The organism is Streptomyces sp. NBC_00885 (assembly GCF_045207475.1).
Taxonomy (GTDB): Bacteria; Actinomycetota; Actinomycetes; order Streptomycetales; family Streptomycetaceae; genus Streptomyces.
Map to the genome: position 1 here is coordinate 7954104 of NZ_CP108796.1, position 16927 is coordinate 7971030.

Consider the following 16927-nt stretch of genomic DNA (forward strand, 5'->3'; position numbering starts at 1 on the left):
TCATGTCTCGTACTGTCATCGCTGGACTGGACGGTTCCGCCGAGTCGCTGGCCGCCGCCGAGTGGGCCGCCCGTGAGGCGCGGCTGCGCGGGCTGCCACTGAAACTCCTGCACGCCCTGGAGGACTGGGCGCCCGACTATGGCTCAGCACCGCTGATCGGGACCATCGCCGCGCCGGTTGCGTACACGCCCAAGTACTGGGCCGAGCGCATCCCGCGTGAGGTGTCCGAGGGGCTGCGCGAGCGCCACCCCGGCCTCGAAATCAGCACCGAACAGGCAGCCGGTCGGCCCGTCGAGGTCCTTCAAGCCGCTGCGAAGGAGGCCGAGGTGCTGGTGCTGGGCTCCCGGGGCCTGAGTACCTTGACCGGCTTCGTCATCGGGTCCGTATCGATGTCCGTGCTCGCCCATGCCGAGCGGCCGGTCGTCCTCGTACGGGCGGGCGAGCGGGCCGAGGACGAGCACCTGCCCACCCCCGGCGGGAGCGGGCAGCAGCGGCGGGCGTATCGCGACGTGGTACTCGGCCTGGACATCGCCCGGCCGTGCGACGAGGTGATCGAATATGCGTTCGCCGCCGCCGCCGCGCGAGGAGCCGACCTGCGCATCGTGCACGGCTGGAGCCTGCCGCCCGTCTTCGGCTACGATCCGGCCGCCATCGACCCGGTCCACAACGCCGAACTGGCCACGCGCGAATCGGTTGCGCTCACCGACGTGCTGCGCCCCTGGCGAAGCAAGTTCCCCGGTGTGCGGGTCGAGGAGCAGTGCGTGGTGGGCAGGGCAGCCGATCACCTCGCCGATGCCTCGTCCGATGCCTCACTCGTGGTCATCGGACGTCGCATGCGCCGCGCCGCGGTCGGCGCCCACCTGGGACCTGTTGTCCATGCCGTGCTGCACCACGCCATCGCACCCGTGGCGGTCGTGTCGCACCAGTGACCCGGCGCGTCCGGTGCTCCACCACCCGCTCCACCTCAACGGGAGATCTCCCGCCCGTTTGACCGCGGACAGTATCGTCTCCGGTGACGGGGGTTTGGTGCGGGCGGCCTGGAGGATGCGCAGATGGGTGGGGACGGGACGGCGGCACGGATGCCGCAACTGCACCTGGACGAGTTGCTGGATGAGCTGCAGGCGCGCATCGAAGCTGTGCGCGGCACCCGCGATCGTGTGCATTCGTTGCTGGAGTCGGTGTTGTCGGTGGGCAGAAGCCTCGACCTCACCCAGGCGCTGCACAGGATCGTGGGAGCAGCCGCGACCCTCGTCGACGCTCAGTATGCGGCGTTGGGGGTGATCGGCAATGACGGTGAGACGCTCTCGCACTTCCTCACCGTGGGTATCAGCGAGGAGGAGATCGCGGAGATCGGCTCCTATCCGACCGGGATGGGCGTTCTCGGCGAGTTGATCCACCGCCCCGAGGCGTTGCGGCTGAGTGACCTTTCCGCGCACTCTTCCTCGCACGGCTTCCCCCCGAACCATCCGCCGATGCGCAGTTTTGTCGGTGTGCCCATCCGGGTGCGTGAAGAGGTCTTCGGCAACCTGTATCTGTGCGACAAACGCGGCGGCCTGGACTTCGACGCCGAGGACGAGACCGTCCTGTCCACCCTCGCCGTGGCCGCGGGGGTGGCGATCGACAACGCCCGCCTGTACGACGAGGCGCAACGCCAGCACAACTGGCTTCGGGCCAGCGCAGAGATCACCAGGAGCCTGCTGTCGGGCTCGCCGAGGGAACAGGCTCTGACGCTCATCGCCGAGCGGGCGAAGGAGATCGCCGGGGCGTCGCTGGCCGACGTGTCCGTACCGTCGTCCGAAGGCCGGCTCACCGTCGAGGTCGCGCTCGGCGAGGACGCGCCCGCCCGGCTCGGTCTGGTTGTTCCCGTCCAGGGCACGCTGTCGGGCGCGGCCTTCACCGAGGGTTCGCCGGTGGCCTGCGCGGATCTGGCCGGTGACGCCCGTTTTGGCACTGGTCCGCGCAGGTTCGACGGGCTGGGTCCGGCGGTTGCGGTGCCGCTCGGTGATGCCTCCGGCAGCAGTCGCGGCGTGCTGCTGCTCGCCCGTTCCGCCGGCGGTCAGGCCTTTACGGACCAGGAGATCGGGCCGCTGCTAAGCTTCGCCGACCAGGCTGCCCTGGCTCTGGAACTGGCCGTACGCCGCACTGACGCAGAGCAGTTGGCGCTGCTGGAGGACCGCGACCGGATCGCCCGGGATCTGCACGACCTGGCCATCCAGCGGCTGTTCGCCACCGGCATGACCTTGCAGAGTGCCGCCCGCATGATCCAGCAAGAGGCCCCCGCGGAGAGAGTCGTACGTGCGGTGGACGACCTCGACGAGACCATCAGGATCATCCGGTCGACGATCTTCGGCCTGCGGGTCCGCGAGGAGACCGGGCCCAGCTTGCGTGCCCGGGTGTCCGAGGCCGTCGGCCAGGCACACGGGACACTTGGCTTCGCACCCCGCTTGATCATGGATGGCCTGCTCGACACCGATGTGCCGCACGGTCTCGCCGAAGATGTCGTTGCGGTCCTCGGCGAGGCGCTGAGCAACGCCGCCCGGCACGCCCGGGCCACGCGGGTGGAGGTGTCCTTGCGAGCCACCGGCAGTGAGGTCGTACTTGAGGTGAGCGACAACGGCGTCGGCATTCCCGAGGGCGGGCGGCGCAGTGGCCTGCTCAACCTCGCCGTACGGGCCGAAAAGGCGGGCGGCACGTTCACCGTGACCGCCCCGCAAGGCGGTGGCACGCTCCTGGGCTGGACGGCACCACTGACCGAGTGCCCGACCGCCCAGAGCTGAGCGATGAGACCGACCGCCCGCCAGGTCGTGTCTTCAAAGTCCCGTCCGCCCGGCCCGCCCTTCGGGCGGACGACGCTACTTTGAAGACACTCCCTTCAGCCCGACCTGGGGGACGCTCCGATGCTTCGGCCGGTCACCAGTTCAGGATGGAGCCGGATGACTGTCCGCCCGGCGGGCTCGATGTCTGCGGGTGCGGCCGGGCTTCTCGCGGGCATCAGCTCTTCCGCGCGTGTGATCACTTTCGCGTGGCCCAGGACCGTGACGCTCCAGCCTTTGCCGTCGAGTTGGTCGATCTCGCCGGTCTCGAAAGCGATCACCCCGCTCTCGGCCGCACGCAGCAGATCGGCCGGCGCGTGAGCGTCCAGAAGGAGGCTTCCGTCCTCGGCGAGACTGCAGCGCACAGGCAGCACCGCAGGCAACGCCTGGGCGGTGTAGACCACCCGGCCGGTGGCCATGCCCGCGAGCAGGTGCAGGGCCTGCTGCCTGCTCAGGAGGTCGCGGTTCGCGTTCATGGTCCGTATCCTCGCCCGCGGTCGGCCACGGCGTCAGGGGCCGATGGTCCCCGTGGCAGGTCCGTTGTTCCTCCGCGAGAGGGACTCCCGTCGGGGCAGTGTCACGGCCGGGTGCGGCCCGCGGCATCAGTGTTGCCCGTCGGCGCCTGCCCGCCCAGTACCTGGGCGGCGATGACCGCCGCCTGGACCCTGCGCGCCACGCCCAGCTTGGTGAGCATCCGCGAGATGTGGTTCTTCACCGTCTTCTCGGCGAGATAGAGCCGCTGCCCGATCTCCCGGTTCGTGAGTCCCTCACCGATCAGAGCCAGGATCTCGCGCTCTCGGTCGGTCAGCTGTGACAACTCGTCAGGCCGTTGCTCCTCCGCCGCACCATGGCGCAGCCGGGCCATCAGACGACCGGTGGTCTCCGGGTCGAGCAGCGATTGCCCGGTCGCCACGGTGCGCACGGCCTTGACCAGGTCGGTGCCGCTGATTTGCTTGAGGACGTAGCCGGCCGCACCGGCCATGATCGCGTCCAGCAGGGCCTCTTCGTCGTCGAACGAGGTCAGCATGAGGCACACCAGGCCGGGGACGCGCGAGCGCAGCTCGCGGCAGACGGTGACACCGTCCCCGTCGGGCAGCCGCACATCGAGCACGGCCACGTCCGGGCGGAGTGCGGGGACCCGCGCCAGGGCCTGCTCGGCAGTGCTTGCCTCGCCGACCACCTCCAGGCCGGGCTCGACATCGAGCAGGTCGTGCACTCCCCGCCGCACCACCTCGTGGTCGTCGAGGAGGAAAATCCGGACCGGAGGCTGGGCATCGGCCTCGGCAGGGCTGTGCGGCATTACCACTCCGTACCTATGGGAAGCGCAAACGCCTGCATCTTCTCCGTTCCTCCTGCTCCGGGCTAGGGCCGAACGGCCCCATCGCGCTGCACGGGCCGCCGAGGCCGAGCGGGAGGGTTCCTTCGTGGGTCCGTCAGGGACGATTCGTCGGGCACCATGTACGAGCGCCGGAACAGCCTGGCGCGGCGGGGTGTGTCTTCCGGGTGTATCACGGCCAATACCTGCTGTACGGCGGTCTCCAGCGACCCGCGCCCCCGCCCGGACTTCCCCGGTGCCGCCCAGTGTCCACCGTGACGGCGTCCGGCCGTGGCTCGGCTGTCGCAGCCACGGCCTCGGCGTCAGCACAGTGGCGGCCTACGCGTCCGACGCTTTGCGGGTCTGGCGCCGGACAGTAGTGGCGGTGAACGCCGCGGTGGCGCCAGCGGTGCCAGCCAGCAGCACGTAGCCCCAGGTGTAGTCGTCTGCGGCTCCGTAGATGGCGCCCATGACCAGAGGCGGGAAGAAGCCGCCCAATCCTCCGGCAGCGCCCACGACACCGGTGACCGAGCCGACCCGCTCCGTGGGCACTAGGCGGGCGACAAGAGCGAACACAGCACCCGATGCCGTACCCAGGGCAGCCGCCATGCCCAGAAAAGCGAGCGTTCCGAACGGGATCAGCGGCAGCTCGAAGGAAGCGAGAAGGGCGAGAGCGGCCACGGCCGCGTAGGCGGCGATGAGCACGGGCACGGGGTGCGCCCGGTCGGACAGCCATCCGCCGACCGGGCGCATGACGACGGCGAGGACGACGAAGCCCGCCGTACGCAGCGCGGCGTCGGACCGCCCGAGACCGTAGGCGCTGTTCAGGTATGTGGGCAGGTAGACGCTGAAGGCGACGAACCCGCCGAAGGCTACGGCGTAGAGGAGGGCCAACTGCACGGTGGCGGGCATCCGCAGGGTCGCCGTGGTGCGCGCGAGCAGGGACCCGGCCGGTACGGCGCGGCCAGGCTTGTCGCGCAGGAGGAGGTGTGCCGCCACGGCGTATACGGCCAGGAGGCCGGCGACCACGTCGAAGGGGAACGCATGCCCGACGGCATCAGCCAGTTGCACGGTGGTGAAGGAGGAGAGGGCGGTGCCACCCGTGCCGATGCCGAAGATTCCGAGGGCCAGTCCGCGGCGTTCGGGCGGGTACCAGGCGTTGACGAACGGCACGCCGATGGCGAACGTCGTACCGCCCAGGCCGAGGAAGAAGCCACCTGCGAGTACCTCGGCCAGGGAGTCGGCCAGATGGCCCAGGTAGAGCACGGGAAGGATCGTCAGAGCGGCGACGACGGGGAACATCCGGCGCGCTCCGATGCGGTCGGTGAGGGCACCGACGGGGATCCGGCCGAGCGAGCCGACGATCACCGGCACCGCGACGACGAGCGACTGCTGGAACGAGGTGAGGTCCAGCTCGTCCCGTAGCGTCGGGCCGAGCGGGGCCAGCAGAGCCCAGGCCCAGAAGCAGAGCATGAACCCGGCGGTGGCCAGAGCGAGCATCCGTGCCGGCTGCGCAGTGGCCGCTGCATTGGCTGGCTGTCTCTCGGCGCTCCGGCTCATCGCGCTTCCTCTCCGGACGTACGTCTGTCTCCCGGGCTTGCCTCGCTTACGTCACTTCACATCCGAACTCGCTGCCTGAGGTTGAAGAACCCGCCTCCCTTCGGGTGATGCTCCGCGGGGAAGGCCGTCGGCGGGAGGGCCCGCTGGACCCGGACGGTGGGACCTTCGGCCCCTGTCGGCGCATCGGTCCGACGGCATATGAACCATGCATCGGAGACCTGCCGGTGTAGTTTGCCGGATTGGTCCTCATTTGGAATGAGTAGGCGAGGTGACGGCCGTGACGGATGCCGGGATGCCCAGGACCTCTGCAGCACCCGCCGGGCGCGGTGAAGAAGGCGCCGCAGCGGACGCGCTGTTGCGGGCCGGTCACTTCTTCACCCGGCGCGATGTCTCGCCCGATCTGCGGGCGGTTTTCCGCAAGGGAGGGCGGGAGGGCGACGTCTTCTACCGGGACCGGTGGAGCCACGACAAGGTCGTGCGCTCGACGCACGGTGTGAACTGCACCGGCTCGTGCTCGTGGAAGGTCTACGTCAAGGACGGGATCATCACCTGGGAGAGCCAGCAGACGGACTATCCGTCCGTCGGTCCGGACTCCCCGGAGTACGAGCCGCGCGGCTGCCCACGGGGGGCGGCTTTTTCCTGGTACACCTACTCGCCCACCCGGGTGCGCTTCCCGTACGCCCGCGGAGTCCTGGTCGAGATGTACCGGGAGGCCAAGACACGACTGGGCGACCCGGTGCTCGCGTGGGCCGACGTGGTGGGTGACCCGGACCGGCGCCGCCGCTATCAGCAGGCTCGTGGCAAGGGCGGCCATGTGCGGGTGACGTGGGACGAGGCGGTGGAGATGGTGGCCGCCGCCCATGTGCACACGATCAAGAGGTGGGGCCCGGACCGTATCGCCGGATTCTCGCCGATCCCGGCGATGTCGATGGTCTCGCACGCGATCGGATCGAGGTTCATCGAGCTGATCGGCGGTTGTATGACCTCCTTCTACGACTGGTACGCCGACCTGCCGGTCGCCTCCCCGCAGGTGTTCGGGGACCAGACCGATGTGCCGGAGTCCGGTGACTGGTGGAACGCCGCCTACTTGATCATGTGGGGCTCCAACGTCCCGGTCACGCGTACGCCCGACGCGCACTGGATGGCCGAGGCCCGCTACCGGGGCCAGAAGGTTGTCGTGGTGTCGCCGGACTACGCCGACAACACGAAGTTCGCCGATCAGTGGCTGCCTGCCCAGCCGGGCACCGACGGGGCGCTGGCCATGGCGATGGGGCACGTGATCCTCACGGAGTTCTTCGTCCAGCGCCGGGTGCCGTTCTTCGTCGACTACGTGCAGCGCTATACCGACCTGCCGTTTCTCGTGACGCTGGAGGAGCACACCGGGGCCTTCGTACCCGGCAAATTCCTCCGGGCCTCCGACCTCGGCGAGACGGCAGAGGGGGCGCAGTGGAGGACCGTGCTCATCGACGGCCGAACCGGAGAGCCTGCCGTGCCGGGCGGGACGCTGGGCGACCGGTGGACCGACGAGGGTCTGGGCCGCTGGAATCTTGATCTCGGCGACATCGCCCCCCAGTTGACTCTCCTCGGTGATCTCGGCGAGCGGGCGGAGCCGGTCGAGGTGCTGCTGCCGCGCTTCGATACAGCGGAGGCGACGGGCGCCGTAGTGCGCCGCGGAGTCCCGGCGCGACGTATCGGAGGCCGGTTGGTGACAACGGTCTTCGACCTCATGCTCGCGCAGTACGGCGTCCCCCGCGAGGGCCTGCCCGGCGACTGGCCGACGGGGTACGACGACGCCGGGCAGCCCTGCACCCCGGCATGGCAGGCGCAGTTGACCTCGGTGCCGGCCGGTGCGGCGATCCGAGTGGCCCGGGAGATGGCGCGCAATGCCGAGCGGTCCGAGGGCCGGACGATGATCATCATGGGGGCGGGTATCTGCCAGTGGTTCCACGGGGACGCGACCTACCGCGCGATCCTCGCGCTGCTCATGCTCACCGGAGCCATGGGCCGCAACGGAGGTGGTTGGGCGCACTACGTCGGCCAGGAGAAGTGCCGGCCCTTCACCGGCTGGTCCACGATGGCGATGGCGACGGACTGGCAGCGCCCGCCCCGGCAGATGATCGGCACGGCCTACTGGTACACGCACACCGACCAGTGGCGGTACGACGGATATCGCGCCGATGCGCTCACCTCGCCTCTGGCCCGAGGCGATCTGGCCGGGATGCACACTGCTGACACGCTCGCCCTGTCCGCACGGCTCGGATGGATGCCCTCCTACCCGCAGTTCGACCGCAACCCGCTCGACCTGGCCGACGACGCGGCGGCCGGCGGTGAGGAGGCATCGGCCTACATCACCCGCAAGCTGTCCGCGGGCGAGCTGGGCTGGGCCTGCGAGGACCCCGACGCTGCGGAGAACTGGCCGCGCTGCCTGACCTTGTGGCGCGCGAATCTGCTCGGCTCCTCGGGCAAGGGCAATGAGTACTTCCTCAAGCACCTGCTCGGCACGCACACCAGCCTGCGCGCGCAGGAGACCCCGCCCGACCTCCGGCCCCGCGATGTGACGTGGCGGAAGGAGGCACCCGAAGGGAAGCTCGACCTGCTGCTGGCGCTGGACTTCCGGATGACCAGCTCCACGCTGCTCGCCGATGTCGTGCTGCCCGCCGCGACGTGGTACGAGAAGCACGATCTGTCGTCGACCGACATGCACCCCTTCGTCCACGCGTTCAACCCGGCGATCGACCCGCCCTGGGAGACCCGGTCCGACTTCGCCGCCTTCACGGCGATCGCACGCAGGTTCAGCGAGCTGGCACGGGAACACCTCGGAGTGCGGCGTGATCTCGTCGCCACAGCGCTGCAGCACGACACACCGGGCGAGACGGCACAGCCGCTCGGCACCGTCGACGACTGGCGCACCGGCGACATCGCCCCGCAGCCCGGCCGCACGATGCCGGTATTCACCGTGGTCGAGCGCGACTACGGCGCGGTCGCCGACAAGCTCAGCGCACTCGGACCGCTCACCGAGCAGCTCGGGCTGACCACCAAGGGCGTCACCTACCGCCCCGACGAGGAGGTCGCACGGCTCGCCGCGACAGGCGGAGTGATGCTCGGAGGAGCGGGCGACGGAAGACCGGCCCTGGACACCGACGCCAAGATGGCGGACGCCATCCTGGCCCTGTCCGGCTCCACCAACGGCCGGCTCGCCGTACAGGGCTTCCGCACCGCGGAGCAGCGGGTCGGGCAGCCGCTCGCGCACCTCGCCGAAGGCAGCGAGGAGCGGCGCATCACCTTCGCTGACACCCAGGCCCAGCCCGTCCCCGTCATCACCAGCCCGGAGTGGTCCGGCAGCGAGACCGGCGGCCGGCGCTACGCCGCGTTCACCACCAACGTCGAGGAACTCAAGCCCTGGCACACCCTCACCGGCCGGATGCACTTCCTCCTCGACCACGACTGGATACACGAATTCGGCGAGACGCTGCCGATCTACCGCCCGCCTCTGGACATGCACCGGCTGTTCGGAGAGCCCGAGATCGGCCCGGACGGCGCGCGGCAGGTCACGGTCCGGTACGTGACACCGCACTCGAAGTGGTCGATCCACTCGGAGTACCAGGACAACCTGTTCATGCTCTCGCTCTCCCGCGGGGGTCCGACCGTATGGATGAGCCCTGCCGACGCGGCGGCCATCGAAGTGCGCGACAACGACTGGGTCGAGGCCGTCAACCGCAACGGTGTGATGGTGCTGCGCGCGATCGTCTCGCACCGCATGCCCACCGGCACCGTCTACGTCCACCACGCGCAGGAACGGGTCGTCGACGTCCCCATCGCCGAGGCCAGCGGGCGGCGCGGCGGCATCCACAATTCGCTGACCCGCATCCTGATCAAGCCCACCCATCTGATCGGCGGCTACGGGCAGTTGTCGTTCGCCTTCAACTACCTGGGCCCAACGGGCAACCAGCGCGACGAGGTGACGGTGATCCGTCGCCGCTCCCAGGAGGTGACGTACTGATGAAGGTGATGGCCCAGCTGGCCATGGTGATGAACCTCGACAAGTGCATCGGCTGCCACACCTGCTCGGTCACCTGCAAACAGGCATGGACCAATCGCAGCGGCGTCGAGTACGTCTGGTTCAACAACGTCGAGACCCGGCCCGGCCAGGGCTACCCGCGGCGCTACGAGGACCAGGAGAGGTGGCAGGGCGGTTGGGTCCGCACCCGCAGCGGGCGTCTCAGGCTCAAGGCCGGCGGGCGCCTGCGCAAGCTGCTCACCATCTTCGCCAACCCGGTGCTGCCCAACATCCGTGACTACTACGAACCCTGGACCTACGACTACGAGAAGCTCACCACCGCGCCGCTGGGCGACGACTTCCCGGTCGCGCAGCCCAAGTCGCTCATCTCCGGCGAGCCGATGCGCATCGAGTGGAGCGCGAACTGGGACGACAGCCTCGGCGGCGGGGCCGAGGTGTGCGACGGCGACCCCATCGTCGAACGCATCCGCCGCGAGGCAGAGGAGAAGGTGCGCTTCCAGTACGAGCAGGCGTACATGTTCTATCTTCCGCGCATCTGCGAGCACTGCCTGAACCCTTCGTGCGTCGCGTCCTGCCCTTCGGGCGCGCTGTACAAGCGCTCCGAGGACGGCATCGTCCTCGTCGACCAGGACCGCTGCCGGGGGTGGCGGATGTGCGTGACCGGCTGCCCGTACAAGAAGGTCTACTTCAACCACCGCACCGGCAAAGCCGAGAAGTGCACGTTCTGCTATCCCCGTGTGGAAGTCGGCCTCCCTACCGTGTGCTCAGAAACCTGCGTGGGACGCCTGCGCTACATCGGCCTCGTCCTCTACGACGCCGACCGGGTCGGCGCCGCCGCATCGGTCGCCGACGAGAAGGACCTCTACCAGGCGCAATTGGATCTTTTCCTCGATCCGTCCGACCCGCAGGTGATCGCGGCGGCACGCCGGGACGGCATCCCCGACGACTGGCTGGAGTCCGCGCGCCGCTCCCCCGTCTACGCCCTGGCCAAGGAGTACCGGGTGGCGCTTCCGCTCCATCCGGAGTTCCGCACGATGCCGATGGTCTGGTACGTGCCGCCGCTGTCGCCGATCGTCGATGCGCTGACCGACACCGGCCACGACGGCGAGGACGCGGACAACCTCTTCGGCGCCATCGACACGCTGCGGATTCCGATGGAATATCTCGCCGAACTGTTCACCGCCGGGGACACGGAGCCCGTGCGCCAGGCGCTGCAGCGGCTCTCGGCCATGCGGTCGTACATGCGGGCCGTCAACCTCGGTGACCCACCTGACGAACGGACTGCGGAGGCAGCCGGTATGACCGGCCGGGAAGTCACGTCGCTCTACCGGCTGCTCGCCATCGCCAAGTACCACGACCGCTACGTGATCCCCACGGCGTACGAGGCAGAGGGACGGCAGCTCGAAGAGACCGGCTGCAGCCTCGATTTCGAAGGCGGCCCCGGGATGTACGGCAGTGGGCCGTTCGGCGAAGCCTCGGGCCGGCCCGTACCCGTATCCGTGGAGACCTTCCACGCGCTCAAGGAACGGCAGACCACCGGCGGTATCGCCGACCCGCAGCGTCAGGGCGCTCGGATCAACCTGCTGAACTGGGACGGCAAGGGGCGGCCCGATGGCATGTTCCCGCCCGAGCGCCCGCAGCCGGAGGAGAAACCGTGATCGCCGAACACCACGCCGCAGTGGTCTGTCAAGCAGCGTCGGTCCTGCTGCGGTATCCCGACGAGGACGTCAGGGACCGTGTCCCCCTGGTCACCGGGGCCGTGACCGCACTGCCCTCCGGCGCGGCGCGATCCGCGCTGACCCGCTTCCTCGAACATCTCGCGGGCACGTCGCCACGCGACCTCGCCGAGCACTATGTCGCCACCTTCGACCGACGCCGCCGCTGCTGCCTCTACCTGACCTGGTGGACCGACGGCGAGACCCGCCGCCGTGGCCAGGCCCTGGCCACCCTCAAGGACCGCTACCGCCGCAGCTGTCTCGAACTCGGCGGCAACGAACTGCCGGACTACCTACCGGTCGTGCTCGAGTACGCGGCAATCGGCGACCTGGCCGACGGGCTTGCCCTGCTGCAGGAACACCGCGCCGGCATCGAACTGCTCAGACTGGCACTACGGGACGCGGGCTCGCCGTACACCGCCGTGGTCGAGGCGGTATGCGCACTGCTGCCCGGCCCCTCACCCCAGGACCGCGCTGCCGCTCAGCGCCTCGCCCGCAGCGGACCGCCTCAGGAGACCGTCGGCCTGGAGCTGGAGCCTTACGATCCGGCACCATCGGGAGGTGCCCGGCGGTGAGCGCTCTCGATGTCCTCCTGTGGGGCGTTCTGCCGTACGTCACCATCGTGATCCTCGTCGGCGGCACCGTGTGGCGGTACCGGTACGACCAGTTCGGCTGGACCACCCGCTCCTCCGAGCTGTACGAGTCGCGGCTGCTGCGCATCGGCAGTCCGCTCTTCCACTTCGGCATCCTCGTGGTCGTCATCGGCCATGTGATCGGACTGGTCATCCCGCAGAGCTGGACATCGGCCGCGGGCCTCTCCGAGGGGGCGTACCACGTGCAGGCGCTGGTACTCGGTGGCGTCGCCGGCTTTGCCACGCTCATCGGAGTGGTGATCCTCATCTACCGCCGACGCACCACGGGTCCGGTGTTCATGGCGACGACGCGGAACGACAAGGGCATGTACGTCGTCCTCGTTGCGGCCATCGTCGCGGGACTGGCGACCACTCTGCTGGGCGCGGGTGTCATCGGCGAGGAGCACAACTACCGCGCGACCGTCTCGCCCTGGTTCCGTTCCGTCTTCACGCTGCAGCCCGATATCGACGCCATGGCCGCCGCGCCGCCGTCCTTCCAGCTGCACACGCTCATCGGCATGCTGCTCTTCGCCGTCTGGCCGTTCACCCGGCTCGTACACGCCTTCACTGCGCCGATCGGCTATCTGTTCCGGCCGTACATCGTCTACCGGTCCCGCTCTATCGGCGCCCGGTCGCGACCGCGTCGACACGGCTGGGTAGGCCCGGGCTCGTAGCGCGTCGGACCCGTCATGGCTGCCTGCCCGCGGACCGACGTCAGGGCCTGCCGTCCTCAGGTGTGGACCGTGTGGCCCTGATCCCGCCGCTGCTGGGGGCACCAGGATGGTGGCGAATGGACTAACCCGAACTCACGACTTTCGCCGATGCCTGGGAGTTCCTGGTCGCCCGAACGGGTCCAACGCGTTGGCGGTTGACGGTCAGCCGCACGTTCTTGACGATCACCGCCACTCCGCGCACTGGCACAACAGAGAGCAGAAGCCATGAACGTTCTGGTGGGATACGCCACCGCACACGGCTCCACACGGGAGATCGCGGAGCGGATCGGAACACGCCTCGGCGAGGCGGGCCTGAAGGCCGATGTGCGGTCCATGAGCGAGGTCGAGGACGCGGACGAGTACGAGGCGTTCGTGCTCGGCAGCGCGGTCCATGGGCAGGCCTGGCTGGACGCGGCGAAGGACTTTGTGCACCGCAACAGCCATCTGTTCCGCGTCCGCCCCGTGTGGATCTTCAGCGTGGGGATGCCCGGCGCGATGCGCGGCCCGTGGAAGCGCTTGGCCGGCAAGGAGGAAACGGTCATCATCGACGACCTCCCCGATCACATCCCTTACAGGACCCACCGGCTCCTGTCGGGTGTCATCAAGCCCGGCCAGCTGCCCATCACCGGGCGAGTGATCTTCCGGCTGATGGGCCTCAGGTACGGCGACTACCGTGACTGGTCGGCCGTTGACACCTGGGCGGATGGCATCGCCAGGGAACTTTGCACCCCGTGACGGGGAGAGGCCTCCTCCGGTCGGTCGGATGCGGCGAGCCTCACGCGGACGCCGAGATTGTGGGCAGCATCCTCGCGTGGCGGGCTTCGCTGAGGGCGGGCAGCGTGGACTACGGGGGCAGAGTGAGAGAGGCGACAGGGCATGGAGAGCAAAGCGTCGGCGGGCAGGGTTGTGGTGGGTGTCGATGGTTCGCCGTCGTCTCAGTCTGCTCTGCGGTGGGCGATGAGACACGCCGGTCTCATCGGAGGCGTCGTGGAGGCGGTGGGTGCGTGGGAACTTCCGGGGATGCGCGGCTGGTCGGCTCCGGCGGTGGACGCCGACCTCGACGAGGAGGTGGCGCGTTCCCAATTCGTCGAAGAGCTGCGAAGTGTGGTTGGGGACGAGCCGTCCGTGGAGGTGCGCGAGCGTCTCGTGCGGGGTAATCCGACGGAGGTGCTGCTGGCCGCGGCGGAGGGAGCTGAGGTTCTGGTGGTGGGAAGCCGGGGGCGGGGTGGATTCGCCCGTGCTCTTCTGGGCTCTGTGAGCCAGCAATGCGCTCAGCACGCGACGTGTCCCGTGGTCATCGTCCGGCCGGACAGCAAGTCAGGAGTGGACCCGACCGAGGCCGCCTGAGCCACGTTGCCTGCGTCCTGCTCGGCAGGGGGACGGCGAACGGCGCCTTCGTCGGCAAGAGAGGGAGGCGGGACGGTGCAGCGCGCGACACCGGCGATCGAACTCAATGCCCTGACGAAACGGTACGGGAAGACCATCGGCGTCGAGCGGCTGGACATCACCGTGAACAGGGGAGAGGTGTTCGGATTTCTCGGCCCCAATGGAGCGGGCAAGACGACGACCATCCGCTGCCTGGTCGGGCTCCTGCGGCCGACGTCCGGGCGCGTCCGTGTGCTGGGCCTGGATCCCATCGCCGACCACCTCCGGCTGACGCCGGCACTTGGTTATCTGCCCGGTGAGCTGCGGCTGTACCCGGAGTTGACAGGCAGGCAAATGCTTGAGCTGCTGGCCGACCTGCAGGGGGCGGCGGTCCCGCGCTGCGCGGAATTGTGCGAGCGGCTCGCGCTGTCCGACGCGGTCCTCGGGCGCCGCGTCCTGGAGTACTCGCGTGGGATGAAGCAGAAGCTGGGACTCGTCCAGGCGTTGCAGCACGACCCCGAGCTGGTGGTGCTCGACGAGCCGACCGAAGGCCTGGACCCGCTGGTCCAGGAGACGTTCTTCGAACTGCTGGCGGAGGCCGTGGCGGCGGGGCGCACCGTTTTGCTCTCCAGCCATGTGTTGCCCGAGGTGCAGCGCACCTGCGAGCGGGTGGCCATTGTCCGGGACGGGCGGCTGGTGACTGTACGCAGCGTGGCGGCCCTGCGCGAGGCCCGCGCCAGAAAGGTCCGGCTCACCTTCACCGACGGCCAGGGGCGGCGCCCGCTCGGTGCGGCCGAACAGTGGGCGCCGAAGTGGGAGGGTGAACAGGTCGAGCTGCTCGTACCGCCCGATCAGGTGGTGGATGCTCTTCGCGATCTGCTCACACTGCCGGTCGGAGACCTGACGGTCGAGGAGGCGGGCCTGGACGAGGCGTTCCTCGACTTCTACCGCCATCCTGATGCCGAGGACCAGCCGTGAGGAGCCGCTTTGCGCTGTTGTGGCTCGCGCTGCACCGGCGCCGTCGGATGCTTGCGGCGCTGGCCCTCGGGATGGTCGTCTTCGAAACCCTCATCGTGGTGATCGCCAACACGATTCCGCCCACCCAGCTGTTCGGCGGACAGGGACGAACGCCGCCGGGCGCGTTCAAGGCCTTCAGCGGTTCCACCGGCGATGTGTCGATCGCCAGTTATCCCGGACTGCTGGGCGCCGGACTGGTCCACCCTTTCTGGATTGCCATGCAGCTCACGGTGATCGGATCGCTCGCAGCCGCCGCGGTGGCTGCCGACGTGGAGTCCGGGACGATCGAACTTCTGATGGTCCGGCCCGTCTCCCGGGCACGGCTGCTGGCCGAGCGGACGGCCGCCCTCGCCATCGCCTCCGTACTGCTCAACGCTGCGGCCACGGGCACCGTGGCCGCCGGAGTTCTGCTCTCACCGCGCCTGCACCGCGAGGTGCCGATCACTGGCGTCTTCGCGGCGGGGCTGCTCGGCTGCGGCTTTGCCCTCTGCCTGACCGGTTTTGCGCTTGCCGTCTCGGCAGTGGGCCGAAGGAGGGGGCAGGTGGTCGGGGCGACGATAGCCGTCGGATCCGTTGGATTCGCCGTGAACTTCGTCGCGCTGGCCTGGTCCAGGGCAGCGCCATTGCGTTTCGTCAGCCCGTTCCACTACTACACACCGGGTGACGCGCTGGCCGACGGCACGGTCCCGTGGATCTCGTTCGGCGTACTGGCAGGTGCCGGTCTGGCCGGACTGACCGCGGCGTTCGTGCTGCTCGCGCGTCGGGACCTCGCACCGTAGCGCGAGGCTTGAGAGCACCCGGGCCAGGGCGACTTCCCCCACACACCGTCAGTGATGGGCGACGACGGCGACGGGTGCGTCGGCGTGGTGCATCACCGCAAGGGCTACGTGGCCGATGTGCGCGCCGACGGGACTGCGCCGAATACGGCGGCCGACGACCACCAAGTCCGCGGAGGCGCATTCAGCACGTGCTGCGCGACAGGTCCGGCGACGGCCTTCTCGACGACGTTCACCGACGGGAACTTTTCTCGCCATGGGATTAGCAGGTCGCTGAGTGTCTTCGCCGCCCGCCGTTCCACGTCCGACGGGATCCCCGGATTGAGGGCCGGCGCGTAGCTGAAACCGAGAGGCAGGCTCCAGGCGTGGACGACCTGCAGTGTGCACCCGCGCTGTGCGGCCTCGTCGAAGGCGAAGGCAAGGAGTCCGTCGCAGGATTGATCGATGTCCACGCCGACTACCACTTCCCGGTACGGGCCCGTGCCCTCGGCCGGTTCGACGCCTGTATCCGGACCGGTCTCCCCCTTGCCCGTCGAAGTGGCGGCCCTGACGAGTACTACGGGCCGTTCGGTGGCACTGATCGTTGCCATGGTGACGGAACCGATGAGGGAGCCCGGCACTCCCGTCAGCCGGAGCGAACCGATCACCAGCATTTCCGCCTTCGAAGCCTCGGCGGACAGGGAGGCCGCGGGCCGCCCGGACAGCCGGCTCGCGGTGATCTCCAGACCCGGATGGCGTTTTCGCAGTTCGTCGGAGGTGCGGCTCAGGAGGGTGTCGGCCCATCGACGCTGCTCATCCGGGCTGACCAGGCGGACCACCGCCGTCGTGGGCCAATCGTCCGCATGGACGAGGTGCAGGCGGTCTCGGCGCAACTCGGCCTCACGTGCCGCCCAACTGGCCGCGGCGATACTTTGCGGCGAGTCGTCCAGGCCCGCGGTGACGGTTCCAGTCGTGGTCGGGACCTCCTTCGGCCGGCCCGCACGGACCCGAACAAGCCCGCTCT

The 16927-nt window shown here is 69.2% G+C and carries 13 protein-coding genes and 1 pseudogene; 10 read left to right on the top strand and 4 right to left on the bottom strand.

Translation table 11 applies throughout. From position 1 onward, the window contains the following. Positions 1–2 precede the first annotated feature (2 nt). The gene (locus tag OHA61_RS36280; protein WP_406306609.1) at positions 3–929 is read left to right on the top strand and encodes a universal stress protein; all 927 of its coding nucleotides are present in this window, start codon (positions 3–5) and stop codon (positions 927–929) included. A 123-nt stretch (positions 930–1052) separates the two neighbouring features. Next, positions 1053–2777, top strand: coding sequence for a GAF domain-containing protein (locus OHA61_RS36285; RefSeq protein ID WP_406306610.1), 1725 nt, complete (start codon positions 1053–1055; stop codon positions 2775–2777). A gap of 95 nt (positions 2778–2872) precedes the next feature. On the opposite strand, the gene OHA61_RS36290 is transcribed toward OHA61_RS36285, so the two are convergent. The 3 genes from OHA61_RS36290 to OHA61_RS36300 form a co-directional block, all read right to left on the bottom strand. Further along, complete coding sequence (locus OHA61_RS36290; protein ID WP_406306611.1) at positions 2873–3289, bottom strand: pyridoxamine 5'-phosphate oxidase family protein; 417 nt, start codon at positions 3287–3289, stop codon at positions 2873–2875. Positions 3290–3390: 101 nt separating this feature from the next. Then, on the bottom strand, positions 3391–4113 hold the full coding sequence (locus tag OHA61_RS36295) for a response regulator (protein ID WP_406306613.1): 723 nt from the start codon (positions 4111–4113) through the stop codon (positions 3391–3393). 354 nt (positions 4114–4467) lie between these two features. Beyond that, positions 4468–5688 (bottom strand): nitrate/nitrite transporter, encoded by a 1221-nt coding sequence (locus tag OHA61_RS36300; protein ID WP_406306614.1) that lies wholly within the window; start codon positions 5686–5688, stop codon positions 4468–4470. A 292-nt stretch (positions 5689–5980) separates the two neighbouring features. On the opposite strand from OHA61_RS36300, the gene OHA61_RS36305 reads away from it, so the two are divergent. The 8 genes from OHA61_RS36305 to OHA61_RS36340 all read left to right on the top strand — a co-directional run bounded on the left by OHA61_RS36305 (position 5981) and on the right by OHA61_RS36340 (position 15927). Beyond that, positions 5981–9688 (top strand): nitrate reductase subunit alpha, encoded by a 3708-nt coding sequence (locus tag OHA61_RS36305; RefSeq protein ID WP_406306615.1) that lies wholly within the window; start codon positions 5981–5983, stop codon positions 9686–9688. Continuing rightward, positions 9688–11364, top strand: coding sequence for a nitrate reductase subunit beta (gene narH / locus OHA61_RS36310; RefSeq protein ID WP_406306616.1), 1677 nt, complete (start codon positions 9688–9690; stop codon positions 11362–11364). Before OHA61_RS36305 ends, narH begins: the two co-directional genes overlap by 1 nt. Next, positions 11361–11996: a nitrate reductase molybdenum cofactor assembly chaperone gene (gene narJ / locus OHA61_RS36315; RefSeq protein ID WP_406306617.1), complete on the top strand. Its 636-nt coding sequence runs from the start codon at positions 11361–11363 to the stop codon at positions 11994–11996. Before narH ends, narJ begins: the two co-directional genes overlap by 4 nt. Continuing rightward, positions 11993–12727, top strand: coding sequence for a respiratory nitrate reductase subunit gamma (gene narI / locus OHA61_RS36320; protein WP_406306618.1), 735 nt, complete (start codon positions 11993–11995; stop codon positions 12725–12727). The genes narJ and narI overlap by 4 nt, the downstream gene beginning before the upstream one ends. A gap of 264 nt (positions 12728–12991) precedes the next feature. Next, positions 12992–13501, top strand: coding sequence for a flavodoxin domain-containing protein (locus OHA61_RS36325; RefSeq protein ID WP_406306619.1), 510 nt, complete (start codon positions 12992–12994; stop codon positions 13499–13501). Between the two features lie 141 nt (positions 13502–13642). Then, on the top strand, positions 13643–14113 hold the full coding sequence (locus OHA61_RS36330; protein WP_406306620.1) for a universal stress protein: 471 nt from the start codon (positions 13643–13645) through the stop codon (positions 14111–14113). A 75-nt stretch (positions 14114–14188) separates the two neighbouring features. After that, positions 14189–15109, top strand: a complete 921-nt coding sequence (locus OHA61_RS36335) for an ABC transporter ATP-binding protein (protein WP_406306621.1) — start codon at positions 14189–14191, stop codon at positions 15107–15109. Next, on the top strand, positions 15106–15927 hold the full coding sequence (locus tag OHA61_RS36340; RefSeq protein ID WP_406306622.1) for an ABC transporter permease subunit: 822 nt from the start codon (positions 15106–15108) through the stop codon (positions 15925–15927). Before OHA61_RS36335 ends, OHA61_RS36340 begins: the two co-directional genes overlap by 4 nt. Positions 15928–15975: 48 nt before the next feature. Here the strand turns inward: OHA61_RS36340 and OHA61_RS36345 are convergent. Then, positions 15976–16853: pseudogene (locus OHA61_RS36345) on the bottom strand (universal stress protein). Positions 16854–16927: the final 74 nt, after the last annotated feature.